This window comes from Streptomyces sp. NBC_01092 (assembly GCF_045039535.1).
Classification (GTDB): domain Bacteria; phylum Actinomycetota; class Actinomycetes; order Streptomycetales; family Streptomycetaceae; genus Streptomyces.
This window is the reverse complement of record NZ_CP108659.1, coordinates 1,818,171-1,844,467: the sequence shown is the minus strand read 5'-3', so window position 1 is coordinate 1,844,467 and position 26,297 is coordinate 1,818,171. Positions and strand designations below refer to the sequence as shown.

At 72.7% G+C, this 26,297-nt stretch carries 20 protein-coding genes and 1 pseudogene; 7 read left to right on the top strand and 14 right to left on the bottom strand.

Translation table 11 applies throughout. The annotated features are described in order from the left end of the window. Positions 1-27 precede the first annotated feature (27 nt). Complete coding sequence (locus OG254_RS08050; RefSeq protein WP_405578881.1) at positions 28-654, top strand: YigZ family protein; 627 nt, start codon at positions 28-30, stop codon at positions 652-654. 1 nt (position 655) lies between these two features. Here OG254_RS08050 and OG254_RS08045 read toward each other — a convergent pair whose 3' ends face one another. From OG254_RS08045 to OG254_RS08010, 8 genes are all read right to left on the bottom strand, one after another. Further along, on the bottom strand, positions 656-1,789 hold the full coding sequence (locus tag OG254_RS08045; RefSeq protein ID WP_405578878.1) for a hypothetical protein: 1,134 nt from the start codon (positions 1,787-1,789) through the stop codon (positions 656-658). 40 nt (positions 1,790-1,829) lie between these two features. Further along, complete coding sequence (locus tag OG254_RS08040; protein WP_405578875.1) at positions 1,830-2,255, bottom strand: hypothetical protein; 426 nt, start codon at positions 2,253-2,255, stop codon at positions 1,830-1,832. Beyond that, positions 2,252-2,956 (bottom strand): vWA domain-containing protein, encoded by a 705-nt coding sequence (locus OG254_RS08035; protein WP_405578872.1) that lies wholly within the window; start codon positions 2,954-2,956, stop codon positions 2,252-2,254. Before OG254_RS08035 ends, OG254_RS08040 begins: the two co-directional genes overlap by 4 nt. Before the next feature lie 55 nt (positions 2,957-3,011). Next, positions 3,012-4,172: a protein kinase domain-containing protein gene (locus tag OG254_RS08030; RefSeq protein WP_405578869.1), complete on the bottom strand. Its 1,161-nt coding sequence runs from the start codon at positions 4,170-4,172 to the stop codon at positions 3,012-3,014. Beyond that, complete coding sequence (locus OG254_RS08025; protein WP_405578866.1) at positions 4,169-5,323, bottom strand: serine/threonine protein phosphatase; 1,155 nt, start codon at positions 5,321-5,323, stop codon at positions 4,169-4,171. The genes OG254_RS08030 and OG254_RS08025 overlap by 4 nt, the downstream gene beginning before the upstream one ends. A gap of 125 nt (positions 5,324-5,448) precedes the next feature. Beyond that, positions 5,449-6,879: a hypothetical protein gene (locus tag OG254_RS08020; RefSeq protein ID WP_405578863.1), complete on the bottom strand. Its 1,431-nt coding sequence runs from the start codon at positions 6,877-6,879 to the stop codon at positions 5,449-5,451. A gap of 52 nt (positions 6,880-6,931) precedes the next feature. Next, positions 6,932-9,274, bottom strand: a complete 2,343-nt coding sequence (locus OG254_RS08015; protein WP_405578860.1) for a hypothetical protein — start codon at positions 9,272-9,274, stop codon at positions 6,932-6,934. A gap of 145 nt (positions 9,275-9,419) precedes the next feature. Continuing rightward, a complete protein-coding gene (locus tag OG254_RS08010; protein ID WP_405578857.1) occupies positions 9,420-9,818 on the bottom strand; it encodes a hypothetical protein in 399 nt (132 codons plus the stop codon). A 269-nt stretch (positions 9,819-10,087) separates the two neighbouring features. Here OG254_RS08010 and OG254_RS08005 point away from each other — a divergent pair, with 269 nt between their 5' ends. After that, positions 10,088-11,251, top strand: coding sequence for an exonuclease SbcCD subunit D (locus tag OG254_RS08005; RefSeq protein WP_405578854.1), 1,164 nt, complete (start codon positions 10,088-10,090; stop codon positions 11,249-11,251). Continuing rightward, positions 11,248-14,274 (top strand): AAA family ATPase, encoded by a 3,027-nt coding sequence (locus OG254_RS08000; protein ID WP_405578851.1) that lies wholly within the window; start codon positions 11,248-11,250, stop codon positions 14,272-14,274. The genes OG254_RS08005 and OG254_RS08000 overlap by 4 nt, the downstream gene beginning before the upstream one ends. Positions 14,275-14,342: 68 nt before the next feature. Here the strand turns inward: OG254_RS08000 and OG254_RS07995 are convergent, their stop codons facing one another. Beyond that, positions 14,343-14,789: an Lrp/AsnC family transcriptional regulator gene (locus tag OG254_RS07995; RefSeq protein WP_405578848.1), complete on the bottom strand. Its 447-nt coding sequence runs from the start codon at positions 14,787-14,789 to the stop codon at positions 14,343-14,345. A gap of 121 nt (positions 14,790-14,910) precedes the next feature. Here OG254_RS07995 and OG254_RS07990 point away from each other — a divergent pair, with 121 nt between their 5' ends. The 3 genes from OG254_RS07990 (at position 14,911) to OG254_RS07980 (ending at position 16,938) form a co-directional block, all read left to right on the top strand. After that, positions 14,911-15,432: a rhodanese-like domain-containing protein gene (locus OG254_RS07990; RefSeq protein ID WP_405594893.1), complete on the top strand. Its 522-nt coding sequence runs from the start codon at positions 14,911-14,913 to the stop codon at positions 15,430-15,432. A 56-nt stretch (positions 15,433-15,488) separates the two neighbouring features. Beyond that, positions 15,489-16,004, top strand: coding sequence for an immunity 21 family protein (locus tag OG254_RS07985; RefSeq protein WP_351195648.1), 516 nt, complete (start codon positions 15,489-15,491; stop codon positions 16,002-16,004). Between the two features lie 100 nt (positions 16,005-16,104). After that, positions 16,105-16,938: an SDR family oxidoreductase gene (locus tag OG254_RS07980; RefSeq protein WP_405578845.1), complete on the top strand. Its 834-nt coding sequence runs from the start codon at positions 16,105-16,107 to the stop codon at positions 16,936-16,938. Positions 16,939-16,965: 27 nt separating this feature from the next. On the opposite strand, the gene OG254_RS07975 is transcribed toward OG254_RS07980, so the two are convergent. Continuing rightward, positions 16,966-18,654, bottom strand: a complete 1,689-nt coding sequence (locus OG254_RS07975) for a DUF885 domain-containing protein (RefSeq protein ID WP_405578842.1) — start codon at positions 18,652-18,654, stop codon at positions 16,966-16,968. 64 nt (positions 18,655-18,718) lie between these two features. Then, a complete protein-coding gene (locus tag OG254_RS07970; protein WP_405578839.1) occupies positions 18,719-19,225 on the bottom strand; it encodes an Lrp/AsnC family transcriptional regulator in 507 nt (168 codons plus the stop codon). Positions 19,226-19,318: 93 nt separating this feature from the next. Between OG254_RS07970 and OG254_RS07965 the strand changes: the two genes are divergently transcribed. Further along, the gene (locus tag OG254_RS07965; protein ID WP_405594891.1) at positions 19,319-20,557 is read left to right on the top strand and encodes a trans-sulfuration enzyme family protein; all 1,239 of its coding nucleotides are present in this window, start codon (positions 19,319-19,321) and stop codon (positions 20,555-20,557) included. 3 nt (positions 20,558-20,560) lie between these two features. On the opposite strand, the gene OG254_RS07960 is transcribed toward OG254_RS07965, so the two are convergent. From OG254_RS07960 to OG254_RS07950, 3 genes and pseudogenes are all read right to left on the bottom strand, one after another. Continuing rightward, complete coding sequence (locus OG254_RS07960) at positions 20,561-22,003, bottom strand: GNAT family N-acetyltransferase (protein ID WP_405578835.1); 1,443 nt, start codon at positions 22,001-22,003, stop codon at positions 20,561-20,563. Between the two features lie 109 nt (positions 22,004-22,112). Next, positions 22,113-24,774 (bottom strand): annotated as a pseudogene (locus tag OG254_RS07955) (DUF6493 family protein). Then, positions 24,771-26,189 (bottom strand): SWIM zinc finger family protein, encoded by a 1,419-nt coding sequence (locus OG254_RS07950; protein WP_405578832.1) that lies wholly within the window; start codon positions 26,187-26,189, stop codon positions 24,771-24,773. Before OG254_RS07950 ends, OG254_RS07955 begins: the two are co-directional and overlap by 4 nt. Positions 26,190-26,297: the final 108 nt, after the last annotated feature.

The following is a 26,297-nucleotide window of genomic DNA, read 5'->3' as shown; positions in this document are numbered from 1 at the left end:
CGCGGGCGCTGCGCATAGGCTGGCCGGATGCAGGACGAGTACCGCACAGTCGCCCACGCGGGCGTGCACGAGACCGAGGTCAACCGCTCACGCTTCATCTGTGCGCTCGCCCCGGCGGCCACCGAGAAGGAGGCCCAGGACTTCCTCGCAGCCGTCCGCAAGGAGCACGCGGACGCGACCCACAACTGCTGGGCCTACGTCATCGGCGCCGACGCCGCGATCCAGAAGGCCAGTGACGACGGCGAACCGGGCGGCACGGCCGGCGTCCCCATGCTGCAGATGCTGCTGCGCCGCGACATGCGCTACGTCGTCGCCGTCGTCACCCGCTACTACGGCGGCGTCAAGCTCGGCGCGGGCGGACTGATCCGTGCCTACGGCGGCGCGGTCGGCGAGGCGCTGGACACCCTCGGCACGATCACCCGGCGCCGTTTCCGACTGGCTTCGGTGACCGTCGACCACCAGCGCGCGGGCAAGGTGGAGAACGACCTGCGGTCGACCGGGCGCGAGGTGCGGGGCGTGCACTACGGGGAGGCGGTCACGATCGAGATCGGCCTGCCGGACGCCGACGTGGAGGCGTTCCGTGCGTGGCTGGCGGATGCGACGGCGGGGACTGCGGGGTTCGCGCTCGGGGGAGAGGCGTACGGGGACGCGTGAGTCACGACGGTGAGGGCTCCGGGGTCACGTCCTCCTCGCCGATCTGCGTGCCCGACTGGTAGATCGTCACGACGCCGCCCTCGATGACATAGAGATACTCGCCGTTGCGGGCCTCGTAGCCGTCGCTCGTCTCCTCCGCCTCCATCGCGATGCCCTGCTCGCGCCCGTCGCTGAACTCGCCGTAGTAGTACAGCGATCCGGATGTGGTGCGGCACAGGGTGATCTGCTTGTTCTTCGTGCGGTACGCCTGGACCAGCTCGGCGCCGTCCCCGTCGGGGAGTTCGGCGGCGATGCGGTCGGGACAGGTGGCGGCGACGGTCGTGCCGTCGTTTCCGTCCGAGTCCGAGCCGCCGGAGTCGAGGAGGCCGTCGCAGCCGCGCACCAACGCGCTGAGCAGGAAGAACCCCACCAGGAGCCCGAAGCAGCCGCGGAGCCGGCCGCCGCTCTTCGCGGGCCTGGGCGGTGTGGTGTAACGGGGTCCGGGAGGCGGCGTGTAGAGCGGCGGTGGGGTGTGGACCGGTGGGGTGACCGGGGTGTGGGGTGCGGTCGGGCGGTAGCCCGTGGTCCCGGTCGACGGGAAGAACACTCCTTCCCCGGCACCCGGCCCGGCCGTCCCGGACGCGGTGCCGGCGGGCCGCGAGGTCCTCGGCGTACTCCGGGGTGTGCTCCTCGGTGTGCTTCTGGGCGTACTCCTCGGCGTACTTCGGGGTGTCGAGGGCGACGACGACGCGGACTTCCTGGGCGTCGTCGTGCGGGGCGTGGCCTTCTTCGCGCCCGCGGTGCCCGTCGCCCCGGACGGTGACGGCTTCGGGGTGCTCGGCTTCGCCGCCGCCTTCCAGGGCGTGGTGCACCCGATGCACGACAGGTCGGTGCGCGCGTTGTTCGTGTCGCACTCCGAGCAGCGCCAGGCGCCGGGCGGGCGGGCACCGCCCCCGGGCCGCTTGGCGCCACCTCCGCCGGAACCCGCCGGCTTCGGACCCGTCTTGGGCCGCGCTGTGGCGGATGGTTTCGGCGCCGCAGGGGCCGCCGGCGTCGCGCTGCCGCGCCGGGTTCCGCCACAGGTCGTGCAGGACGCCTCCGCGGGCTTGTTGAACGTGTCGCAGTCCGCGCAACGCCAGTTGGCCGATGCCGCCACCTTCTCCTGCCCTCCCTCTCGTCTCCGTGCCGCGGTGCCGTCAGCCCGTGTCGCCCTGGGCGCGGGCCATCACGGTCGTGAACAACTCCTCCGACGCGTTCGACGCGGGAGCGGCGATCCACTCGGGCCCGTCCAGGGGCACCCGGCGCAGCTCCTCGTCCTCGGCGCCGTCGGGAGCCTGTTCGGGGATGTCGAAGCGGCGTCGCAGCAGATCGGTGAAGTCCTGCGCCTCCTGAAGCCGGTCGGCCGGGACGTCCACCCGGACCACGAGGAGGCCGGGCGTCGGCCCTTCGGGGAAGCGCAGGTGGAAGATCCACTGGGACAGTCCGTCGGAGCCCGGCGGGAGCAGCCGTAGGCGGGTGCAGTGGCGCACGTTCGACTCGATGCGGCTGTAACGGCGCCACACGAAGAGCAGACGGTCGTCCTCGCGGCACTCCAGCGTGAAATCCGGCCAGTCGAACCTCACAGGCTGTTCGCGATCGTTTCGATGATCTCGTCCATCTCGAACTCCTCCAGTCCCTGACCTGCCTTGGAGGCGAAGTGCAGGGTGAGGTCCCACTCCTCGGCGATCGGATCGGACCAGGGCGCCAGGTCCGGTGCGAACAGCACCAGACGCTTCGCCGACTGTTCCATCACCGCGGTCTGGCTGCGGGAGTACCCCCACTGCTCGAACAGGTCGTCCATGCTGCGCGGGATGCTCGCCGGATACGACTGGGTGGCCGCGTGCGTGCCCAGCGCGTGGGCCGGGGCGTCGGTGAACATCACGATGACATGACGCCTGCGGTCCAGACCCGTCTCCCACGGCGAGTTGATCGCCAGGGCGAGCGCCTCCAGGCCCGACTCGGGGATGTCACCGCCGCCCGAGGCGTCGATGCCGCGCACAAAGTCCTCGAAGTTGCCTGCCTGCGAGGGCAGTTGGAGAAAGTCGGTCTGCTGGATGGCGGTCGAGGGGTCGTCGCCGAAGTCACGGAAGGCGATGACCTTCAGCCGTAGCTGACTGATTGCCTTGCCCTTCTTGGCCATCACGTCGTCGAGCCGGTCGTGGAACTGCAACGCGCTCGACTTCACGGTGTCGAGGACGGGGTGCATGCTGCCCGTGGCGTCGACGCACAGCACGATGTCGACGGCGTACTGCAGATTCCCCTGGTACTGCTCGGAGTTGGTCATACGAGGTCTCCTGGGTGGTTCGGGCGGGTGCGTCGGGTCGTTGCCGGTCGTGGGCTCAGGACGAGTCGCGGCGCCGGCCGCGGTCGCCGAGGTTGATGCGGACGCGCGAGGTCCGTTCGACCGGGCCGTCGGCGGCCGGCGGGGTCACGGGAGGTGCGGGCGTGTCCTCCGCGGCGGCCGGCCGGGGCGGCTCCGGCGGGGGTGTCGCGGGGCGCGGGCGCGAGGAGAAGTTGGTCTTGATCCGGCTGGTGCGCGGTCCCGACGGCTTCGCGGCATCCGTCGCCGAAGCGGGCGAGGCCGTCTTGGCCGTGCCCGGGCGCCGGTGCTGGAGGGCGCACACCTTCGGGTCGGACAGCGTCTTGAGGAACGTCGCGATCCGTGGACGGCTGTGCGGGGCCCGGGCGGTCATGGCGCGCAGCAGGCCGAGCATCTCGTTCGACAGCCGGGTGTCCAGGTCGAGGAGCTCGCCCGCGCTGACGGCATCGGCAGGTGAGCCGTACCGCCCGTCGTGGTGCGGCAGTTCGCCCGTCAGGTACAGGTGCGTCATCAGCCCGAGTGCGAAGACGTCCACCGCACAGGTCAGTTGATCGGGGCCGACCGAGCCGTCGCGCTGCATGTACCGGCGCCATTCCGGCGCTCCGTACACCGAGTCGCCCGCGATGTCGTCGGGCTCCGGCGGGTTTCCGGAGACGTAGGAGTCGTCGAAGTCGATCAGCTTCGCCGTGTGGAAGGTGGCGTCGGGCCGCTTCTGCACCAGTACGTTCAGCGGCTTGAGGTCGCCATGCACGATGTCGATGTCGTGCAACTGCTGCAGGCTGTTGCCGAGGGTCTTGAGCAGCACCAGCTTGTGGCGGGGCTCCAGGGCCTGCGGCTTCTCCAGGCTGGAGGTGTCGATCCGCTCGGTGACCTTGTAGTAGGTGCTGCCCTCGTGGAAGAAGTCGGTGGCCAGGACCAGGTTGCCCCCGCCGCGTGCGTCCGGGCGCAGCCGGTTCATGATCGTGCGGTGCCGCTCCTCGAACTCCCGGGCCAGCTGCCGCCGGATCCGTACGCTCGCCGAGTCGGCCGCGTCGTCGCGGGGGCGCTTGGGCTCCAGGAACCGCTTGATGAAGTACTGGTGGCCGTCCTTCTCGGCGAAGGCCCATATGCATTTGCCGCCGTTGGCGTTCGTGGGCTCGCTGACGATGCGGTAGCCCCCGATGACATCGCCCTGCTTCACATGCGCTCCTCGGGTGCCGGGGGCAGATGGGTCTCGTAGTCGGCGCGGTAGGAGTGCCAGGTCTGGTCCTGCCAGGCGCGTACACGGGCCGGCAGGTCCGCGGGATCCTCCGGCGCCGGCACCGGGCCGGGTCCCGACTCGCCCCGTACGGGAGAGGAAAGGTCCAGGCCCTGCGGACGGTTGCGGAGGTAGCGATCGGTCAGCGTCTGCAGTCGGTCCGCGAACCGGTCCCGCAGCTGCTGGAAGCCGCCGTAGCCGAGGGCCACGATCGCGAGCGAGGCGTCGTCCGCCGTGTAGGACTGCACCTCTCGGCGGATCAGGTCGGCCCACTCTTCGGCGGTGCCTGCCCCGGCCAGGGTGCGCAGCAGCAGCACTTCGAAGTCGGCGGGGGTGTGCACATAGCCGAAGAACCCGTCCGTCGCGACCACCAGAACACAGGGCAGCGAATACGTCAGCTGCTGGCTGTCGATCTCGAAGTCCCGGTCCGAGCACACCAGGTTGGTCATCGGCGGGTCCGTGCGCAGCAGTTCCAGGGCGTCGCTCTCCCGGGTGTGGTCGCGGGTGAGCACCCGCAGCCCGGACCCGGGGCGCAGCACGTACGCGCGAGAGTCGCCGGCCCACAGCGGCCTCAGCTCCAGTTGTGGCCGGCCCTGGGGATGGGTCACGCGGTAGTGCACGGCGGCCAGGGTGGTGGGCAGTTGGCGGCGCATGGTGCCGCTGATCTTGCTGCGGCGCTGTGGGGCGCGCTCCTGGAAGAACTGGAGGTAGTCGTGCAGGGTCTCCGGCGCGGCCGGCTCGCCGTCCACCACGTCGTGGAACCAGACGTCCGTGGCCAGCCGTGCCACCCGCGCGCCGACCCAGGCACCGGTGCGGTACTCCCCGTCGGACGCCTGCCACGCCGGTGCCGCCCCGGCGCCGCCCGAGCCGTCGAAGACCGCGAGCACGCCCTGCTGGCTCTGCGTGTGGAACGCGACGAACGGCTCCGCGTCCTCGCCGCGGCCCGGGACCTGCTCGCTCCACACGGACATCGCCAGCAGACCCAAACGGTCGTCGTCGACGCACCAGATCCGCTGGGGTACCGGTCGGTCCGCGGGGGCGCCGTCCAGTGCGGACCGCGCACTGTCGGGTGGGGCGGCAAGCGCCGGGGACACCGCGTCCGGAGACGGGGGTTGCGGCCCGCGCGAAGGCACGGGGGGCCAATCCGGATGTGGCTGCGGCGTGTACGGCGGCCGTGTGCCGGTCGGTAGCGGGGACTGGGCCGAGTGGTCGTAGTGGGTCATCGTCGCTCCCCCTTGCCGTCGGACGCGTCCGGGCGGCGCTGCTTGGCGGTTCCGCGGACGCGGCTCACCCTCGGCGCGGTGTCGTCGCTGCGACGGTCGGTGCGTCCGCCGCTGTCCCGGTCCGTGCCGCCGTCGCCGCGACGGTCGCCGGTGGCGCGGTCGGAACGGTGGTCGTCGCCTGTCCTCCCGGCGCCTTCGCTCTCCGTGTCGGCCGTCGGCTCCCGCCAGGGCCGTGTCCTGCCGCTGTCCTCGGCGCGGCCGCCCGGGGTGTCCGCGCGGCGTTCCGTCGACCGGTCGTCCGCACCTCCGCCGAAGGGTCCCGGCAACGGTTCGTCAGCGGGTGGTCCGGCAGGTGGTCCGGCGGGCGCGGAGCCGGAGCGCCGGCCGCCGGAACCGGACAGCCGCGAACGGGGCGTACCCCCATCGCCGCGCGGCCGCGCGCGGTCCGTGCCGAAGTCCGAACCGTCGTCGTACCGCTCCCGCAGGACCTCGCCCTTGAGCGGTTCGGGTTCCCGGTCCCGCAGGTCCCGGTCGTCGCCGTCGCCGCCGGGTTCCAGGGCTCGCGCGAGGGTGCCGCTCAGGCGCCCGCGCCGGGTGGCTGTCTCGAACAGGCCGTCACCGTCCCTGAGCACCTCGTCCAGGACGGCCCGCTCCAGCTCCGCCTGTTCGAAGGGCTCCCGGTCGGCGTCGCCGCGCTCCAGGACCATGCGCATCACCTCGCGCCGGACCTCCCGCTTCTCCGCCTCGCCCTTCTCGATCCAGGCCAGGGCGGCGCGCGGGCCCTCCTTCTCCATGATCCCGGCGATCAGACCGTCGACGCCCTCCTCGCGGATCATGTCCAGGTGCCGCTTGCGGCGCATGCCCTCCAGCCGTGTCTCGCGTACGACGTCCCGGAACTCCCGCCCGCTGGCGGCGATCTCGTCCTCGTCGACGAGGAGTTCGATCTGCAGGTTGCGCAGCCGGATCGCGTCGTCGCCGCTGAACCCGGCCAGCGCGGCGTTCAGCGCCATCTCGGCCTGGTGGAACTCGGCGATGTCGTAGTCCCGGGCGACCGAGCGCATCGTCTTGCGCAGAAAGCCGTAGAGCGCGCCGCTCATGTCACGGATCCCGCGGGCGACCACCTCGGCGGGGTCGGCGACCCGGCACACGAGGTCCACCCGGCTGCGGAAGGAGAACGTGGGATCGCGGCTGAGCAGCGGGATGTCCAGGATCAGCCGGTGCTCCGCCATGTCGACCGTGAACACACTGAGGTAGGCCCCGAACCGTGACGAGGGTATTTCCTCGCCGCTGCGGACCGTCAGCGACGGACCGCTGTCCCGGACGAGAACCAGGGCCCGGCCGGGAGCCGGTGGCCGCAACGGGTTCACCAGCCGCCACTTGGGGACGTCGTCGATGCTCAGGACCGGGTCGTAGGTCTGCTCCTCCATGTCTCCCCCTCTCTTTTCAGTGCTGTTGCGAATGCGGGTGGTACGAGGCCGCTCACCTGGACCTGGAGCGGTCGAGCGTGCGCAGCAGGCGGGCGGCTCCCGCCGAAGGCCGCTCGCGGTCGCGGGCCCACTTGTCCAGCCACCACGTCAGCCGCTCGCGGTGCCGGCCGGGCCGGCGGGACACGGACAGCAGCAGTGCCTCGACGGCGTCCAGGGAACCGGAGGACTTGACCGCGAAGTCGTCGATCCACTTGTGCAGCGCGTCCAGGGCGGCGTCCTGCACCGGGCGCCGGGCCAGGGCACGCGCCCACAGCTCCGCCAGCCGCTCACGGTGGCGCGGCAGCTCGGTCAGGAGAACAGGCACGCCCGGCACACGGGCGTGTCCGCTGCCGCCGACGTCGAGGACCGGTTCCTCGTACGGCTGGGAGACGGCGAACACGAACGCCGACAGCGACTTGACGACCATGGGGGACAGGTCCTGCGGCTCGGACCACTCCAGATAGGCGTCCAGCACCGCGGAGGTCTGCCCCTGGTGGATGAGGTGGACGCCGCCCCATGCCACGGACGGCAGGGTGCCCCAGTCGTCCTCCCGGTCCAGCGCACTGCGCAACACGGCCACGGCCCGCCCGGGCGCCGTACGGCCGAGCAGCCCGCCGACCGCGTTGGCCGCCGTCCCCGCCAGCCGGCGCTGGTAGGCGGAGGCGTCGCCGCGCGCCCACTGGTGCAGCACTTCCCACACCGCCTCCGCCGTCTCCGGGCGGCTTCCCGCCACACTGAGCGCGGTGGCGGCGGCCTGCCGCAACGGCCAGGACGTACTGCCCGCCCACGTCGTCAGGAACCGGTGCACCGCATGGTGCGGATCGGCAAGCGCCAGCACGCCCGCCGCGACCGCGGCCCGGGCACGCACGTCCAGGTCACGATGGCTCAGCAGCTGACGAAGCCAGTCGAGGACGGCGTCACGGCGGCCGTCGAGCAGATTCCAGGCGTAGGCGAGGATGACCTGGCCCAGCAGCGCGTTGCGGAACCGGACCCGCGGGGCCCCGAAACCGCCCGCCGCGGGCAGGTCCAGCCGGATCCACTGCTGCTCGTGTCCGAGCCGGTCCCCGAACCTCACATCGGGTGGGGCGGGTTCGGGTTCGCTGAGGGCCGCCCGCAGCTTCATCGCGGCGTCCGCGACGGTGAGGTAGCCGCACTCCTCGAGCACGGCAGCGGCCAGCGCGAACGCCACGGCGTCCGGGGCGCCGTACTGGTTGAACCAGGCGCGCACCTGCTCACTGGGGTCCCGCAGCTGGGCCACGGCGGCGGCCACATCGGCATCGGCGCGGATCACGGAGGCCAGCCGGGCAGCGTTGCGGGCCGAGGGCTGCTCGCGCAGGGCGGTGGTGGCGCCGGTGCGCTCGAGCAGCGAGTGGAGGTCGGCGGAGGCGTCCGCGCCGCCGCTGTGACCGAGGACCCGGCGTTCGACGACGGCCAGCGGGTCCACGGGAGTGAGCGCGTGCCGGGCCACCTGGTCGCCTCCCGGGCCGCCCGCGAGGACCTCCAGGTCGTGCCCGCCGGTCAGGACCAGGAAACAGCCGGTGGCGCGCAGCGTGGCGACCACCGCGGCCCACTGTGCCGTCCCGTGGGAGTGCCCGCTGAGGAAGGCGGAGGCGAACTTCTCGACGACGGCGGACCCGTCGTCGAGCGCTGCCAGGTACCCCGAGTGCTTCACCGGCGGGTCCCAGCTCACCTCCAGCACGGCGGCGGGGGTCAGCAGCCGGTGGCAGCCCGCCCCGCCGCCGTCCATGGCCAGGGCCTCCCCGAGCAGGTTCACCGCCGCGGCTTCCCTGCCGCTTCCGGGCGCACCGGTGAGCACGAGCACCCGTCGCTCGCACAGGGCGTCCAGCGCCTCGCCGTAGGCCTCGGGCACGACGAACAGTTCGGTGTGGTCGGCGATGTCGGCCGCGTCCATGGCCAGCACGGACACTCCGCCCGGCCGCGGCCCGCCGGCACGGGCGCCGCCGGCGTGGAAGCCCCCGCCGAAGCTCACGTCCGCGTTGAAGAGAGCGAGCGTGCCGATGCGGGTACCGGAGGCGTCGGCGCTCAGCCGGCGGGCGATCTCGTCGGCGATGGCCCCGGCACGCAGCGCTTCGGACCGCTCGGCGTCGTCCCGCCCGTACCCCTCGGCCAGCGAAAGCAGCGCGTCCTTCTCGCTGACCGGCCCGTCGTGCACCTCGGCATCCGTCCGAGGTGCCTCGGTGCCGGGGGTCTCGACGTCCTTCTTCGGCTCCGCCGCGTCCTCGTCGACGGCGGCCCGCTTGGTGTCTTCCTTGTTCTTGCCTCGTGGCGGATCGTCTCTGCGGTCCCCCGTACCGGCTGCGGGCCGGGCACTCTCGGGGGCGCTGTCCTCGCTCATGTTCTGGTCTTTTCGGCCTTCGGATCAGCAGTGGTGTCGGTGCACGGAACGTGCCCGCGCGTGCGGATCGGGACGCGGGGAAGGCGGACGTGCCGACGTCGGACCGGACGGTCCCGGCCGACACGGCCTCACGACGTCGGTGGTGCTACGACGTCGTCCAGTTCCCCTGGATTTCGACCTTGCCGTTGAACACCTGGGCGTTCTTGATCAGCCCCGCACTGATCTGCGGACCGGACCGGCCCTGCGCGGCGACGGCCTCGTCGACCAGCTTGCGGATCTCCGCCTCGAAATCCGAGTCGAGCATCATGTGCCCGGCGAGCTGGCGCTGAAGGTCCTGTTGAGCGTTCTCGTCGTCGGGGGAGCCGGTCACCTGCTCCAAGGCCTGCTCCGCTGCCGCGTTGCCACGGAACCGTGCGCGGATCCGCTCCACCAGCCGGGCACCTCCGGCCCAGCCCGAGCGGCCGGCCTCCTGCCCCGCACTCTCCAACGCTCCCTTGACCACGAGCGCCACACCTGCCGCTGCGACGGCCGTCACTGGATCCATGCCGTTCCCCCGAAGTCCTGCCTGAACAGGGGAGAAACTGTAGGGCGGCGTCCGTCGGACCCGGAGTGCTTCTTCTCACTATGGCTGGAATGCGCCGCTTCCTGATCGGGATGCGGCCAGGATTGCTCGGTTCCGTTCCGCTTCCTGACCAACCGGTGCCCCAGGGTGTCGTCGGGCAGTCGGCCCGGCGACACAGGTGCAGTCGGGCGCGGGACGATAACGGGAGTAACTGACCGTGCTGTCAGACCCGGCCGTTAGTCTCGGGGATCATGAGACTGCTGCACACTTCCGACTGGCATCTCGGCAGGGCGTTCCACCGGGTCAACATGCTCGGTGCCCAGGCCGGGTTCATCGGGCACCTCGTCGCGACCGTGCGCGAGCGCGGCGTCGACGCCGTGGTCGTGTCGGGAGACGTGTACGACCGGGCGGTGCCGCCGCTCGCCGCGGTCGAGCTGTTCGACGACGCCCTGCACCGGCTCGCCGACCTCGGCGTGCCGACGGTGATGATCTCCGGGAACCACGACTCGGCACGTCGGCTCGGTGTGGGAGCGGGGCTGATCGGCCGCGCGGGTATCCATCTGCGGACCGAGCCGTCGGCGTGCGGCACGCCGGTCGTACTTCGGGACGACTCCGGAGACGTCGCCTTCTACGGTCTGCCCTATCTCGAACCCGCCCTGGTGAAGGACGAGTTCGGCGTCGAGAAGCCCGGGCACGAGGCCGTGCTCGCCGCCGCCATGGACCGCGTGCGCGCCGACCTCGCCACGCGCCCGCGTGGCACCCGGTCGGTCGTCCTGGCGCACGCCTTCGTCACGGGCGGCCAGGCCAGCGACAGCGAGCGGGACATCACGATCGGCGGGGTGGCCGCGGTGCCCGCCGGGGTCTTCGACGGTGTCGACTACGCGGCGCTCGGCCATCTGCACGGCTGCCAGACCATCACCGAGCGTGTCCGCTACTCGGGCTCGCCGCTGCCGTACTCCTTCTCCGAAGCCGACCACCGCAAGAGCATGTGGCTCGTCGACCTGGACGCCGAGGGCGCGGTCACGGCCGAGCGCGTCGACTGCCCGGTGCCCCGCGCGCTGGCCCGGATCCGGGGCACGCTGGAGGAACTGCTCGCCGATCCCGGGCTCACCCGGCACGAGGAGGCGTGGATCGAGGCGACGCTCACGGACGCGGTGCGCCCGGCGGACCCCATGGCCCGCCTCGCCGAACGCTTCCCGCACACACTCAGCCTCGCCTTCGCCCCCGAGCGGGCGCCGGAGGATCCCGACGTGTCGTATGCGCAGCGGCTCGCCGGCCGCAGCGATCAGGAGATCGCGGAGGACTTCGTGGCGCATGTGCGCGGGGCCGGTCCCGACGCGCACGAGCAGGGCGTGCTGCGGGACGCCTTCGATGCCGTACGGGCGGACGAGACCGTGCGGGAGGTGGCGCGGTGAGGCTGCATCGCCTCGACATGACGGCGTTCGGACCGTTCGGCGGCTCCCAGACCGTCGACTTCGACACGCTGTCCCTGTCCGGCCTCTTCCTTCTGCACGGACCGACCGGCGCCGGCAAGACCTCCGTCCTGGACGCCGTCTGCTACGCGCTCTACGGCTCCGTGCCCGGCGCCCGGCAGAGCGGCCAGGGCATGACCCTGCGCAGCGACCACGCCGAGGCCGGCACCCGCACCGAGGTCCGCCTCGAACTGACCATTGCCGGACGCCGGTTGGAGGTCACACGTCAGCCGCCCTGGGAGCGCGCCAAGAAGCGCGGTTCGGGAACCACGCTCGACAAGGCGCAGAGCTGGCTGCGCGAGTACGACGCGCAGCCCGGCTCCTGGAAGGACCTCAGCCGCTCGCACCAGGAGATCGGCGAGGAGATCACCCAGCTGCTCGGCATGAGCCGCGAGCAGTTCTGCCAGGTCGTGCTGCTGCCGCAGGGCGACTTCGCGCGCTTCCTGCGCGCCGACGCCGAGGCCCGCGGCAAGCTGCTGGGGCGTCTCTTCGACACCCATCGCTTCGCCGAGGTCGAGAAGCGTCTCGCCGAGCGCCGCAGGGGCGCCGAGGCGCAGGTGCGGGAGGGCGACGCCGCGCTGCTGGCCGATGCGCACCGCATGCAGCAGGCGGCGGGCGACGCGATGCGGTTGCCCGAACTCGCACCGGGTGAGCCGGGCCTCGCCGAGGCCATCCTCGGCGCCGCTGCCGTCGCCCGCAGCACCGCCCGCGAGCAGCTCACCATCGCCCACTGCGGCCTCTTGGCCGCCGAGTCCGCCCAGGCGGCCGCCGAGCGTGCGCTGGCCGACGTACGCGAAGTGGCCCGCCTGCAGCGGCGGTTCGCCGAGGCGCGGGAGCGGGCTGGGCTGCTGGAGGAGCGGGCCGACGCCCACCGTCAGGCACAGGCGCGCATGGAGCGCGGCCGCAAGGCCGAGGTCGTGGCACCCGCTCTGGAGCTGCGGGAGGCGGCCGACGCCGAGCACCGGCAGGCGGCCACGGCACAGGTACGCGCGCGTGAGCTGCTGCGGGATGCGTTCGCAGACGTCGCTGATTCCCCGGCGCAGGGCGCTTTCGCCGATGCCGGTGCGGTGGGGCTCGCCACCGCCGCGCGCCGGGTCGCCGAGGAGCTGGGCGGGCTCGAATCGGCCCGTCGCGGCGAGCGGCGGCTGGCCGAACTCGTGGACGAGCGCGCCCAGTTGGACCGTCAGGAGCGCGCCGACGACGATGTCCGGCTGGAGGCGGAGGCCTGGCTCGGCGAGTGGGAGGAGACCCGCGTCGCGCTCCAGACGCGCATCGAGTCCGCGCAGGACGCCGCGAACCGCGCCGACCAGCTGGCCGAGCGGCGCGAGCCCGCGCGGCAGCGGCTCGCCGCCGCTCGGATGCGCGACCAGCTGGCCGCCGACACGGACACGGCGGCCCGACAGACGACCGAGGCCCAGGACCAGGCGCTCAAGGCCAGGGCACACTGGCTGGACATCAAGGAACAGCGCCTGAACGGCATCGCCGCCGAGCTCGCCGCGCAGCTTCAGGACGGCGAACCCTGCGCGGTCTGCGGAGCCGTCGACCACCCCGCACCCGCCCGCAAGGACGTCGGCCACGTCGACAGGGCGGCGGAGGAGCGCGCACAGGCCGCCTACCAGCAGGCGGAGGAGCGGCACGCCGAGGCCGAACGCCGCCTGGGCGTCGTACGGGAAGCCCTGGCCGCGGCCACCGCCGAGGCCGGTGACATGCCGACAAGTCGACTCGCCGAGGCGGCCGAGGAGTTGGAGCGGCTGTACACCCAGGCCCGCCGGGACGCCTCCGGGCTGCACTCCGCCCACGAGGAGCTGCGCCGGGCCGAGGCGGAACACGACCAACGCACCGCGGCCCATCAGCAGGCGGAGGTCCGGGCCGCCGCGCGGGTCGGCCATCGCGAGCGGCTGGACCGGGAGAAGGCCACCCTGGAAGCGGAGTTGGCGGAGGCGCGCGGCGCCGCCGGGAGTGTGGCCGCGCGGGCCAGGCAGCTGGAGCGGCAGGCCGCGCTGCTCACCGAGGCCGCCGACACCTCACGTGCCGCGGAGGACACCGCCCAGCGGCTCAAGACCGCCGACGCCCGCCTCGCCGACGCCGCCTTCCGCGCGGGCTTCGACACCCCGCAGGCCGCGGCCGCCGCGCTCCTCGACGACGCCGCCCACCGCGACCTGCAACGACGCCTGGACGCCTGGCAGTCCGAGGAGGCCGCCGTCCGCGCCGTCCTCGCCGAGGCCGACACGGCCACCGCCGCCCAGCAGCCGCCCGCCGACCTCATGAGCGCCGAGCACGCCGCCTCAGCCGCCGCCCGGCGGACCCGTGACGCCGCCTCCACGCGCGACGCGGCCGCCCGCCGCTGCACCGAACTCGACCGGCTGTCCGCGCGCGTGGCCACCGCCGTACGCCAACTCGCCCCGCTGCGCACGGAGTACGACCGCGTGGCCCGCCTCGCCGGGCTCACCTCGGGCACCTCGGCGGACAACGAACGCAAGATGCGCCTGGAGTCGTACGTGCTGGCGGCCCGTCTGGAACAGGTCGCCGCCGCCGCGACCGCACGGCTGCGGCGCATGTCCTCCGGCCGCTACACCCTGGTCCACTCCGACGACCGCACCGGCCGTGGCCGCAGCGGCCTCGGGCTGCACGTCGTCGACGCCTGGACCGGCCGCGAGCGTGACACGGCGACTCTGTCCGGCGGCGAGACGTTCTTCGCCTCACTCGCCCTCGCCCTCGGCCTAGCGGACGTCGTCACCGACGAGGCCGGCGGTGTCCGCCTCGACACCCTCTTCATCGACGAGGGCTTCGGCAGCCTCGACGACCAGACCCTCGACGAGGTCCTCGACGTCCTCGACTCACTGCGCGAGCGCGACCGCAGCGTCGGGATCGTCAGCCATGTCCCCGATCTGCGGCGGCGGATCCATGCGCAGCTGGAGGTGGTGAAGGGGAGATCGGGGTCGGTGCTGCGGCAGCGAGGTGCTTGAGTCCCGTAGCTGCCGGCAACCACAGGAGTTCGGTGAGGCCGGTACGACCTGTCGAGGCATCGGTGACCTCAGTGACCGAGCGGACGGCGAGGCAACGGTGAGGAGTACACGACGCTCGTCGTCACCGAGCCCAACGTGCCGATCCTTCCCGACACCTTCTCCAGGTGCCGCATCGAGCGGGCCGTGACCTTGATGACGAAGCAGTCGTCGCCCGTGACGTGGTGGGCCTCCAGGATCTCGGGCGTGGCGGCGACCAGGTCGTGGAAGGGCTTGTAGTTCCCGTTCGGGTAGCGCAGGCGCACGAAGGCCAGGATCGACAGGCCGAGCCGCTCCGGGTCCACCACGGCGGCGTAGCCCTGGATGACGCCCGCCTCTTCCAGCCGCCGCACCCGCTCCGTGACCGCGCTCGCGGACATGGACACGGCACGGGCCAGCTCGGCGAAGCTGGCGCGGCCCTCGCGCTGGAGGACATCGAGGATGCGCCAGTCAGTGGCGTCCGGGGAATACGTGGTCATGAGCGAGAAATAGCAGGGGAATCACCGGCAGATCAAGAGGAGAGCCGGGGATTGCCCCTTCAGGAAGTGGATCATGGGTCATAGGTTGATGGGCATGACGAACCCTGCCGCCATCGCCACCATGACCGTTCCTGCGACCGCCACCACCATCCCTGCCACCGCCACCGCCACCGCCACCAGCGCCCATCCCGTCCTGCGCGTCGCGCCCGCCACGCCCGTCGAGGCCGCCGCCCACTTCCGTGCGAGCCTTGCCTTCCACACCGACGTGTCCGACGTCGCCGCCGGGCTCTCGGCCGACGGCAACCCAGGATTCGTCGTCGTGGACTCCCGTTCCACCGAGTCGTGGGACCAGGGCCACATCCCGGGCGCGATCCACCTGCCCACCGCCCTCATCCCCGAGCAGGCCGAGCAGCTCCTCGACAGGTCCGTGCCCGTGGTGACGTACTGCTGGGGCCCCGGCTGCAACGGGGCGACCCGCGCCGCCCTCGCCCTCGCCGAACTCGGCTACCGGGTCAAGGAAATGCTCGGCGGCTTCGAGTACTGGGCGCGAGAGGGCTTCGAGTACGAGACCTGGCAGGGGCGCGAACGCCGTACCCCCGACCCGCTCACGGCCCCGGTCGACGCGGACAATTGTGGCTGCTGAGGCCCCTGTTGGACCGGTGAGCTTGTGGGCCCGCTGTGCGTGTAGGTTCTGCTGCCATGGTGAGATACGCGGATCCGGGCACGGTGGAGTGGATCGAGTCGGGCGGCGGCCCCCTGATAGCCGTACCGGAGACGGTACTGCCGTTCTGGGCGGGCGCCGACGGCGACGAGACGGCCTCGGACTACGACCGGGCCTGCGAGGTCGACGGGTTCGTCGGACTGCTGCCCGTGGGAGACAGCGCGGCGCTGGTCTTCGGTGACGAGCCCGCGTCGACCTCCTATTTGCCCGACCACGCCACCTTCGTACGGTGGTGCGCGGCCGACTCCGAGGCGGAACTGCTCGCCCGGGTCCCGGACGCGCTCGCCACCGCGGACTGGGGACGCGAGGTGCGCTGGAAGGTGCCGGGGACGGTGGTGCTGTTCGACTCGGCCTGGCCGGGACGGGACACCGAGCGCACCGAGCATCTGCGGGTGGCCCTGGAGCCCGGGGCGTACGCGGTCCGCGCCGCCCAGGTGCAGCCCGGCCCCGAGACCTGGGTGGGACTCGTCCAGCTGCGCCGGCTGCCGAACTGACCCGCGGGGCGCCGCACGGGGCCGTGCGAACAGCCGTCACACACGACCACCCCGAATAACCGGGTGCGCCGGAGGCGGCCGTTCATCATCATGATCTGCCATGCCGCCATTCCCGCACCCCGCCCCACAAGACCTGCTCCGCGACCCGCTGCCCCTGCGTGGCCGGACCGCTCTGGTCACGGGGGCCAGCAGACGCGCCGGCATCGGACATGCCGTGGCCCGGCGGCTCGCCGCGTACGGCGCGAGTGTCTATCTGCACCACCATGTGCCGCACGACGCCGCCATGCCCTGGGGAGCCGACCGGCCCGAGGAGGTCGCGGCCTCCGTGCGGGAGGCGCTCGGCGATCCCGCCGCCCAGGTCCTCGCCGGTCCGGGCGACCTCTCCGACCCGGCCGCGCCCGCCGAACTGATCGCCACGGCCGCCTCGGCCCTCGGCGGACGGCTCGACATCCTGATCGCCAACCACGCGGTCAGCGGCTTCGACGGCACCCTCGACGAGATCGACGCCGGGATGCTCGACACGCACTGGGCCGTGGACACCCGCTCGGTGCTGCTGCTCGTCCAGGCCCACGCCCGGCTCAGGCCGGCCGGTCCCGGCGGGCGCGTGGTGATGATGACCTCGGGGCAGGACATCGCCGGCGGCATGCCCGGAGAGATCGCCTACGCCCTCCAGAAGGGCGCCCTCGCCTCGATCACCCGCTCCCTGTCGACCACGCTCGTCGAACAGGGCATCACCGTGAACACCGTCAACCCCGGGCCCGTCGACACGGACTACCTGACCGGCGAGGAGTACGAGGCCGTGGCGGCCCGCTTCCCCGCCGGCCGGTGGGGCATGCCCGACGACCCGGCCCGCCTCATCGCCTGGCTGGCGACGGACGAGGCGGGCTGGATCACCGGTCAGGTCATCGACTCCGAGGGCGGATTCCGGCGCTGATCACAGGGCCGGATCGAAAGGCGCTGATCAGAGGGCCGACAGTTCGTCCACCAGGTCGTCCAGACCCAGCGAACCCTGCGACAGGGCCGCCATGTGCCACGCCTTCAGGTCGAAGGCGTCGCCGTGCCGCTCGCGTGCCTTCTCCCGGCCCTGCAGCCACGCCCGCTCGCCGAGCTTGTAGCCGATGGCCTGGCCCGGAATCGTCAGATACCGGGTCAGCTCGCTCTCCACGAAGTCCGCCGGACGGCTGCTGTGCGAACCGAAGAACTCCTGCGCCAGCTCGGGAGTCCAGCGCTCGCCCGGATGGAACGGGGAGTCGGCCGGGATCTCGAGCTCCAGGTGCATGCCGATGTCGACGATGACCCGGGCGGCCCGCATCATCTGCGCGTCGAGGTAGCCGAGCCGGTGCTCCGGGTCGGTGAGGAAGCCGAGCTCGTCCATCAGCCGCTCCGCGTACAGCGCCCAGCCCTCGGCGTTGGCGCTGACCCCGCCGATGGTGGCCTGGTAGCGGGAGAGGTTCCCGGCGACGTACGTCCACTGGGCGAGCTGGAGGTGATGGCCCGGCACGCCCTCGTGGTACCAGGTCGAGACCAGGTCGTAGACCGGGAAACGGGTCTGGCCCATCGTCGGCAGCCAGGTGCGGCCCGGACGGGAGAAGTCCTCCGACGGAGCCGTGTAGTACGGGGCCGCCGCGCCGCCGGGCGGGGCGATGCGGGACTCCACCTTCCGTACCGGCTCGGCGAGTTCGAAGTGGGTGCCGTCCAGCTTCTCGATGGCCTCGTCCATCAGGCTCTGCAGCCAGTCGCGGACCTCGTCGACGCCCTCGATGTGCTTGCCGTGCTCGTCGAGGTGCGCCAGCGCCACCCACGGGGTCGCGGCGCCCGGGAGGATCTTCTCGGCCTCCTTCTTCATCTCGCCGAGCAGCCGGTGGTACTCGGACCAGCCGTACGCGTACGCCTCGTCGAGGTCCAGGTCGATGCCGTTGAAGTAGCGCGCCCAGCGGGCGTAGCGCTCGCGGCCCACCGTGTTCGACGCGCCCTCGATCGCCGGCGCGTACACGTCGCGCATCCAGTCCCGCAGCTCCATCACGGCGGCCGTCCCCGCGCGGGCTGCCTCGTCCAGCTCGGCGCGCAGCGCCTCCGGACCGGCCGAGACGAAGTCCTCGAACCAGCCGCGTCCCTCGCCGGTGTCGGACCACTCGGTGAGCTGCTCGACGAAGGTGGCGGTCGGGCGCGGCGCCGCGTACAGCTTGCGCTCCAGGCCGAGCGCGAGTGACTCGCGGTAGCCCGCATACGCGGCAGGCACCGCCCGCAGCCGCTCGGCGATCGCCGCCCAGTCCTCGTCGGTCTCGGTCGGCGTGACGGTGAAGATCTCCCGAACCGAGTGTGCGGGCGTGGCCATGTTGCCGACCGAGCGCAGACCCTCCTCGGTGTCGTGCACGGCCAGTTCCGCGGTCAGGCGCTCGCGCAGCAGGCGCGCGCACCGGCGCTCGATGTCACTGTCCGCGCCGGGCCGGGCTTCGGCCTCGTCGAGCCGGGCGAGCGTGGCCCGCTGGAGCTGCGCGAGCGCCTCCTGGCCCGCGGGAGAGAGATCGGGGAGCTTGCTCGAACTCTCCTTCACGCCGAGATACGTACCGGTGACCGGGTCGAGGGCGATGAGCTCGTCGACGTACGCGTCGGCGACCTCACGGGGAAGCGGGCTGTTGGTCTCAGACATGCGGTCCATCCTCATACGGCGACCGCTGCCGCGTCAGCCCGGTTTCTCCGGCCCTTGTCCCAAGTCAGCCCGATTTCGCTGAGGGCGTGTTTCCCGGTGTGTCGGGTGGCAGCAGCGGCCCGCAGTGCCACTCCTGGAAGATCAGCCGTGTCTCCACGCGCGCGACTTCCCGCTGGGACGTGAACTCGTCCAGCACCAGCCGCTGAAGATCGGCCATGTCCGAGACCGCGACATGCACCAGATAGTCGTCCGGACCGGTGAGGTGGAAGACGGTCAGCGACTCCGGCAGCGCCCGGATCCGCTCCACGAACGGCCCCACCAGCTCCCGCCGATGCGGCCTGACCTGCACCGACAGCAGCGCCTGAAGACCTCGGCCCAGCTTTGCCGGGTCCAGCCTGAGCTGATGGCCGAGAATCACGCCCGAGCGGCGCAGCCGCGTCACCCGGTCAAGACACGTCGACGGCGCGACCCCGACCTGCGTGGCGAGGTCGCGATAGGTGGTCCGGGCGTCGTTCTGCAACAGCCGCAGCAGCTGCAGATCGACCGGATCCAGTACGACAGATTCGGCCATTGGCCGAACGTAACACGGGATTCGCACACCTGATCCCGGTCACTGTTCACTCTTCCGGCCATGGACCCAGCGAGCAGGGAGGCGCAGAACCGCATGACCGGGTACGACGACGCACGCACCGCACCGAGAGCACTCGCCACCGAGGCCGTGCACGCCGGCCGTGACGATCTGGCCCGGCAGGGCCTGCACGCCCCGCCGATCGACCTGTCGACCACCTACCCCTCCTACGACAGCCGCGGCGAGGCCGCCCGCATCGATGCCTTCGCCACCACCGGCGCCGAGCCGGACGGCCCGCCCGTCTACGGCCGCCTGGGCAATCCGACGGTCGCCCGCTTCGAGACCGCCCTGGCCCGTCTGGAGGGCACGCAGTCCGCGGTCGCCTTCGCCAGCGGGATGGCGGCACTGAGCGCGGTCCTGCTGGTACGGGCCTCGATGGGCCTGCGCCATGTCGTCGCCGTACGCCCGCTGTACGGGTGCAGCGACCATCTGCTCACCGCCGGGCTGCTGGGATCGGAAGTGACCTGGACCGACCCGGCCGGCATCGCGGAGGCGCTGCGCCCGGACACCGGCCTGGTCATGGTCGAGTCCCCGGCGAATCCCACGCTCGCCGAGGTGGATCTGCGGGCGCTGGCCCACGCATGCGGCTCGGTTCCCCTGCTCGCGGACAACACCTTCGCCACACCCGTGCTCCAGCGCCCCGTCGAACAGGGCGCCAGGCTGGTGCTGCACAGCGCCACCAAGTACCTCGGCGGGCACGGGGACGTGATGGCGGGCGTGGTGGCCTGCGACGAGGAGTTCGCGGGACGGCTGCGGCAGATACGGTTCGCCACGGGCGGCGTCCTGCATCCGCTGGCCGGCTATCTGCTGCTGCGGGGCCTTTCGACCCTCCCCGTCCGGGTGCGGGCGGCCTCGGCGAGCGCCGCCGAACTGGCCCGCCGCCTCGCCGCCGACCCGCGTGTGGCCCGCGTCCACTACCCGCGCATCGGCGGCGCCATGATCGCCTTCGAGGTGCAGGGCGACCCGCACGAGGTCATTGCCGGCGTCCGCCTGATCACCCCCGCCGTCAGCCTCGGCAGCGTCGACACGCTCATCCAGCACCCGGCGTCCATCAGCCACCGCATCGTGGACGCCGACGACCGGCGAGGAGCCGGGGTCAGCGACCAGTTGCTGCGGATGTCGGTGGGGCTGGAGGACGTGGACGACCTGTGGGGCGACCTGGATCAGGCACTGGAGGCGCGGCAGCGCACCTCCAGGGGCGCGGGGCTGGATCGATATGCGGCTCCGCCGCGGGGCGCGGCCGGCCACCACGCACCCGCGGTGGCCGGCCGATAACCCCTACGGCGCCTCGGCCCTCCCCGGCTCACTCGCGCTCGACACCCGTCCGGTAATCCCCACGGCGCTCTCGGCCTCCAGCGGAGCACCGAGCCGGGCCGTGATCACCAGGGTCCCCTCCTCGATCTGATAGTCGAGGGGGAGCCCCAGGGCGCGCATCGCGGCGACCATCCCGGTGTTGGAGGACTGCGTCACGGCGTACACGCTCTCGCAGCGCGCCTCGACCGCCATCGCCACCAGCCGGCGCAGCAACTCGCCGCCGATGCCGCGCCGCTGCCACGCGTCCTCGACGAGCAGCGCGACCTCGGTCTCGTCCCCGTCCCACAGCAGATGGCCGAGGCCGACGATGCGCCCCGAGGCCGTCTGCACGGCCAGCGTCCGCCCGAATCGGGGGCTCAGCAGGTGCTTCAGGTAGCGGTCCGCGTCACCGACAGGACCGTGGTACCGCATGCCCAGCGTCCGCGGCGAGCACCGCTCGTGCATCTCCTTCGCGGCCTCCAGGTCACCGTTGTGCGCGCGGCGCACGGTGATGTCGTTGCCCTGGGGCAGCGTCAGCACGTCCTGGCTGCGCGGCACGCGCGGGCCGAGCCGGGCGTCCAGTTCCACCAGGGCCCGCGCCCGCGCGAACTCGGTCGGCGTGAACGGCAGATACGGCCGCTCCACGGTGATCACTCCACCTTCCGGTGCCCGCAGCCGCATCACGGTGTCCTCCAGAACCCCTTCCACCGGCACCGGTTCGGGTCCCCGACCGCCCACGGCGGGCACCGCGGGCAGCGACCGGATCGTGCACCGTCCCAGCAACTGCCGCAGCGCCAGCGGCAGTTCCGCCGCGTCCAGGGCGGTACGGGTGGCCAGGCCCAGGACCCGGGTCGGCGCGTCCACCAGGTCATGGGCGTCGGCCCGCTCGATCCAGGTGCCGGAGCCGCCGGCCACCGAGACCGCCCTGCTGATCTCGGCCGCCGCGATCCCGCCGGGCGCGCGCAGCAGGAACTCGTCCACCGTGCCGTCGGCCAGCGGATGCGTCTGCAGGCTCAGAATGTCGACCCGCAGCTCCGCGAGCGCCGCGCACAACGCGGCCAGCGAACCCGGTTCGTCCTTCACCGTCGTCCGCATCCGCCACAGCGCACCCTCCCCGGACACCGTCGCCGCCGTGTCGCGCGGCTGGTCCGACCGCCCGGCCGACTCCTCGGAGCGCGGCGGGGCGCCGGTATCACTGGTCGGCGGTGCGTGACCGTGGCGGCGTGCCCACCATGTGTGGAACCCGGCGGTGGCGACCAGCGCGGCCGCCGAAACCAGCAGCAGCGTCGGTCCGTCGGGTCCGTGACCGATCAGGTTCGCCACGCCGTCGGCCACCGTCACCGCCGTGAAGAGCGCGGCGAGTTCGATGACGTCGCGCCGCCAGTGGTGTACGGGACGCCCGTGCTTCGCACGCCTCACATCAGACATTTCTCGAGTCATGCACCCACTGTGAAGGAACGGTGTTGCGTGATCACGAACGTATTGTGACCGGGCGGTAAAGAGCCGCTATGTCGCAATTGTGACTTATTCAACCGTGTCAGGCGGCCACACCCTCCGCCAGCGCGCTGTGCAGTCGCCGGGCCTGCGCCACGAGCCGCGACGAGCCACGGCGCTCCGCCGTTGGCGCCAGGTGCGGCAGCTCCTCGCGTGCCCCCGTTCGCTCCGCGCACTCGGCAGCGACGGCCAGGAGATCCGCCAGCCCCCGCGCCGGAGCGACCGCCCCGTCGCTCGCCAGGTCCGCGAGCAGGATCGGCAGCGTGCGCCGGAGCACTCCCCACACCGTGGCGTTCGCCCCCGTGGCCGCCGCCGTCCGCACCGACTCCACCAGCCGCGACGGCTTCACGGCACCGCACTGCACCAACTGCCCCAGATCCGCGCCGAGTCGGTCCGCGTCGAGCTGCCCCTGCGCCGCCAGCACCAGCAGGGCGTCCACGGCGGCGAGCCGGTCCTCCGGATGCCGTGCGCCCAGCCCGTACGCCACGCACAGGTGCACGGCCTCGCCCGCCTCGCCGCCCGCCTCGGCCAACAGGGGGAGTATCGCCGCTTCGCCGCGTGAGTCTTCGACGGCGACCGCCGAGAGATCGCTCAGCATTCTGACCGCCACCAGCTCGCGCTCTTCGGGCAGCAGGGCGAGCCAGTGCGGCTCCATGCCGTCGTTCCAGTGGTAGCAGTGCCAGCGGTCCCGGAAGAAGCTGACGGACTGTCCCAACAGGCGCAGGCCGGGCGGGAAGTCACCCTGTAGCTCGGCGATCTCCCCGGATTCGACGAATATGCGCTTCCCCGAAGTCCGGCGTCGGGACACCGGCGCGGCCCAACCGCCGCTGAGCAGCCACTGCGCCAGACGCCTGCCCTCCGTCGTGCCGAGCGTCGCCGCACGCTCGGCGGCCGCCTCGGCCGGCCCACGCTCCTCGCGCCGCACCCGCAGCAGCGCCTGCGCGAAGTCGGCCGCCGACACCCGCGCCCCGAGGCGCCCGTACTCGGCCAGACGCGCCACCAGTTCGTCCGGCTCCAGCAGTCCCGTGCCCCAGGTGGGCGTAGACAGCAGGAACGGCAGGGGCTCGGTACGGATCCGGTACGCCACCTCCCGGAGGCGGACCTCGAAGGCCCGGCTGAGCGGGCTGTGGGCGCACTCGCCGCTGACGGTGCCGTGCTGGACGGCGTGGTGGAGCCTGGCGGTGCGCACCTTGCCCAGCAGCGTCGCCAGCAGGAGCTCAAGTCCGTGCGCCGGGTTGGTCAGGGCGTGGTGCCCGGTGAAGTAGTCGTCCCCGCTCGACCCGTGCCGCGGCTCGGGCTGCGCCCACCAGCGCTGTGCGACGACGGGTTCCAGCGCCTCCAGCAGCGCGTCCCGGTCGCCGTACGCATGACGCACGAGTCCGTCCAGGGCCCGCTCGAACGCCGCGACGTCACCGCCGGCCACGAGCAACGCGCCGACCTCCTCGGCGAGTTCCGCCGCCGACTCGGGCGCAGGCGCCACACGCACCGGCTCCGGTGCGGGCGGCAGGACCTCCTCGTAGGTCACCGGCTGCGACGGCACGGGGGAGGCGCCCAGGCTCTCGGCCGCCCGCTTGCGAAGCGTCGGAATCAACTGGTCCGCGGCCACGGCGAGTTCCTCCCGCACCTCGGCCGCGCCCGGCTTGCCCACATGCCGCTCCACCAGCTTGAGCGCCCGCTCCTGCACCTCCGCGTCCTCGTGCCCGAAGGCCTGGGCGACCGCGGGCAGCAGCTCCTCGGTGGTGGACGGGTCGCGGGCGATGACCTTGCCGAGCAGGACCAGCTGGGCGCGCACGAGCTTCTTCTCGGTGCGGAACAGGACCGCGCCCGACATCTCGACCAGCTGGCGCGCGGCCACCTCACCGTGCAGGGCCAGCGAGGCCAGCACCGACTGCGCGTGCGCGGCCACGACGGACACGGCGTCGGCGGCCAGCGCGAGCCAGTCCGCGGTGCGCTCGCGCTGCTCCTGACGGGTGAGGTCGAACGCCTGCAGCATCCGTAGGAACACCCGGTGGTCGGCGGCCGGACCGCCCCCGCAGCAGCCGGGCCAGGCACGCGTCGACCGTCGCCTTCCGGTCCAGGACGCCGTCGACGGTGAGCTGGGCGATCGACTCGTTCCAGCTGTTCGGTCCCTCGACGGCGGTCCAGGCCAGACGGCTGCCGATGTCGTCCGTCTCGAAGAGCGCCGCCACCAGCCGAGCCAGGTGCGGGTCCCTGCGCAGCCGGGCCAGGATGGTGTCGCCGCGCTGCCAGACATGGCCGATGTGCTCCACCCAGCCGTGGACATAGGCCTCCGTCGTCGGCACCGGGCAGCCGGAGAGCCGGACCAGACCCGCCGTCAGCTCGTACGGCACCCGCGCGGAAGGCGGACGCTCGGCGATCCGGTGTGCCACATCGCCGAGCCAGGCGGGGGCTCGGTCGCCCAGGACGTCTAGCAGCACGCCGGGCGACGCCGGCCACCAGCGCATGTCGGAGGCGGCGAGCCAACTCGCCACCGCGGCCGCACCGGTCTGGCAGGCAGCCCCCGCCGCATGCAGCGCGGGATAGGCGCGGCGGGCCTCGGGGGTCCACTGGTCCGCCCTCAGCTCCTTGCGCAACTGCCTCAACTCGGGGAAGAGCGCGCGTCGTTCGGCGTCCGTCATGCCGTCCAGGAGGCTCACCACCTCGGCCGTCCGTCCCTCCCGCACCGCGTCCATCAGTGATGTCATCGCGCATCCCCCTCGACTCGTGCCATGTCCCGCTCAGCCGCGGCGACGCCCTGCCGCCCCCGCCGCACCATGCGTACCGCCAGCGCGTGCTTGCACGGCCCGCGCCCGCCCCGGTACTTCGCCCACCACAGACAGCTGCAGCTGAGCACCCCCGCCTCGTCGCGCACCCGGTGCACATGCCCGTCCTCGGCCGTCACCGTCCCCAAGGCGCCGTCCAGCGCGACCGCGCCCGCCGCCACCAGCGCCCGCGCCGAACGCAGGCGAGGGTTGTGGCGCTCCACCCGCTCGGCGTCGTAGGGCAGCTCCCGGTGGAAGTAGGCCGCCTCCGCCGTGTCGTATCCGACCCGCCCCGATGTGCCGAGGCGGACGAGGGCCGCCCGGACGCGGTCGGGTGTGAGGCCCGAGGCCGCGGCCAGGTCGGCGACGTCGACGCGGGGCTCCCACGCCAGGAGCACCGCGATCAGCTCCGCGTCCTGTGCGGCCTCGTCGGTAGCGAGCGCGTCGAGGACGCCGCCCTCACCCGAGAAGCCGCGCGAGGCGTCGGGCGACAGCGTCAGGGTCAGCCGCATGCCGGGCAGGACCACCTCCCAGGCACTCGCCGTGCCGGGCGCACCGCCGGTGACCGCCGGGCCGTACACCCGCAGGGCCGTGGCATGCCGCAGCACCCGCTGGAGCGCGACCAGCCGCTCCGGACCCGGCAGGCACACCGCGCCGGGCACCGCGCGCGTGGTCGGCCGCAGTCCGCTCCCCGACGGCACCACCCACCGCGGGCCGCCCGAGGCGCCGCGCGCCCCACCCCGCGGCAGCGCCCGCAGGAACCGCACCGCCTCGGCGGCCGGCAGCTCGGCCCGCAGGTCGAAGCCGGCCGCTATCACCTGCGCCTCCGCGAAGCCCCGCAGCCAGCGGTCCGGGAGCGGCACCTTCTTCTCCACGACCGGCCCGTCCAGCGTGGTCACCGCCAACTCCTCGGGGCCCACCCGCAGATGGAGCGGATCGTCCGAGCCGATCCTGGACAGGGCCTCGCGCAGCGGGTTGTTGACGTCGACGTTCGTCGTGCCGTGCCCCACCTCGCCGCCGTCCAGACCCGGCTCCAGCACGTCCAGGCGGGCGTACACCCCGCAGCAGCCGGAGAAGGACTCGAAGCGCAGCCGGTCGCCGTTGCCCGTCACCACCGGGTCGAGCGAGGCCGGCCGCTGCCGCTGGTAGTACCGGGCGGCCGCCACGTCGGCCACCGCGAGCAGAGCGGCCGAGGCCACCTGAGGGGTCGTCAGGAAGCCTGCGAAGAACTGCGGATGGTCCTTCACTCCCGAGGGTGTCGCACCCCGGGAAGTCTCCAGCCCCAGCAGCTGTCCGCCTGCTGCGGACTCCAGCACGGAGGGTCGCCGATAAGCCACGGCCTGCATAGATCGCGTCATGGAAAAACCGTAGAGGCGGCCACTGACAATCCACCCTGACCTGCGAAAACGCCCCGGCGGGGGGCGAGTTGGCGCAGACCCACGCCGCGACGTGTGAGTGCCGCGCAC

Coding starts and splice junctions, on each gene's coding strand:
- OG254_RS08050 (WP_405578881.1), top strand. CDS start 28: ATGCAGGACGAGTACCGCACAGTCGCCCACGCGGGCGTGCACGAGACC.
- OG254_RS08035 (WP_405578872.1), bottom strand. CDS start 2,956: ATGACCAACTCCGAGCAGTACCAGGGGAATCTGCAGTACGCCGTCGAC.
- OG254_RS08020 (WP_405578863.1), bottom strand. CDS start 6,879: ATGGAGGAGCAGACCTACGACCCGGTCCTGAGCATCGACGACGTCCCC.
- OG254_RS08015 (WP_405578860.1), bottom strand. CDS start 9,274: ATGAGCGAGGACAGCGCCCCCGAGAGTGCCCGGCCCGCAGCCGGTACG.
- OG254_RS08010 (WP_405578857.1), bottom strand. CDS start 9,818: ATGGATCCAGTGACGGCCGTCGCAGCGGCAGGTGTGGCGCTCGTGGTC.
- OG254_RS08005 (WP_405578854.1), top strand. CDS start 10,088: ATGAGACTGCTGCACACTTCCGACTGGCATCTCGGCAGGGCGTTCCAC.
- OG254_RS07995 (WP_405578848.1), bottom strand. CDS start 14,789: ATGACCACGTATTCCCCGGACGCCACTGACTGGCGCATCCTCGATGTC.
- OG254_RS07990 (WP_405594893.1), top strand. CDS start 14,911: ATGACCGTTCCTGCGACCGCCACCACCATCCCTGCCACCGCCACCGCC.
- OG254_RS07985 (WP_351195648.1), top strand. CDS start 15,489: ATGGTGAGATACGCGGATCCGGGCACGGTGGAGTGGATCGAGTCGGGC.
- OG254_RS07980 (WP_405578845.1), top strand. CDS start 16,105: ATGCCGCCATTCCCGCACCCCGCCCCACAAGACCTGCTCCGCGACCCG.
- OG254_RS07975 (WP_405578842.1), bottom strand. CDS start 18,654: ATGTCTGAGACCAACAGCCCGCTTCCCCGTGAGGTCGCCGACGCGTAC.
- OG254_RS07970 (WP_405578839.1), bottom strand. CDS start 19,225: ATGGCCGAATCTGTCGTACTGGATCCGGTCGATCTGCAGCTGCTGCGG.
- OG254_RS07965 (WP_405594891.1), top strand. CDS start 19,319: ATGACCGGGTACGACGACGCACGCACCGCACCGAGAGCACTCGCCACC.
- OG254_RS07960 (WP_405578835.1), bottom strand. CDS start 22,003: ATGTCTGATGTGAGGCGTGCGAAGCACGGGCGTCCCGTACACCACTGG.
- OG254_RS07950 (WP_405578832.1), bottom strand. CDS start 26,189: ATGACGCGATCTATGCAGGCCGTGGCTTATCGGCGACCCTCCGTGCTG.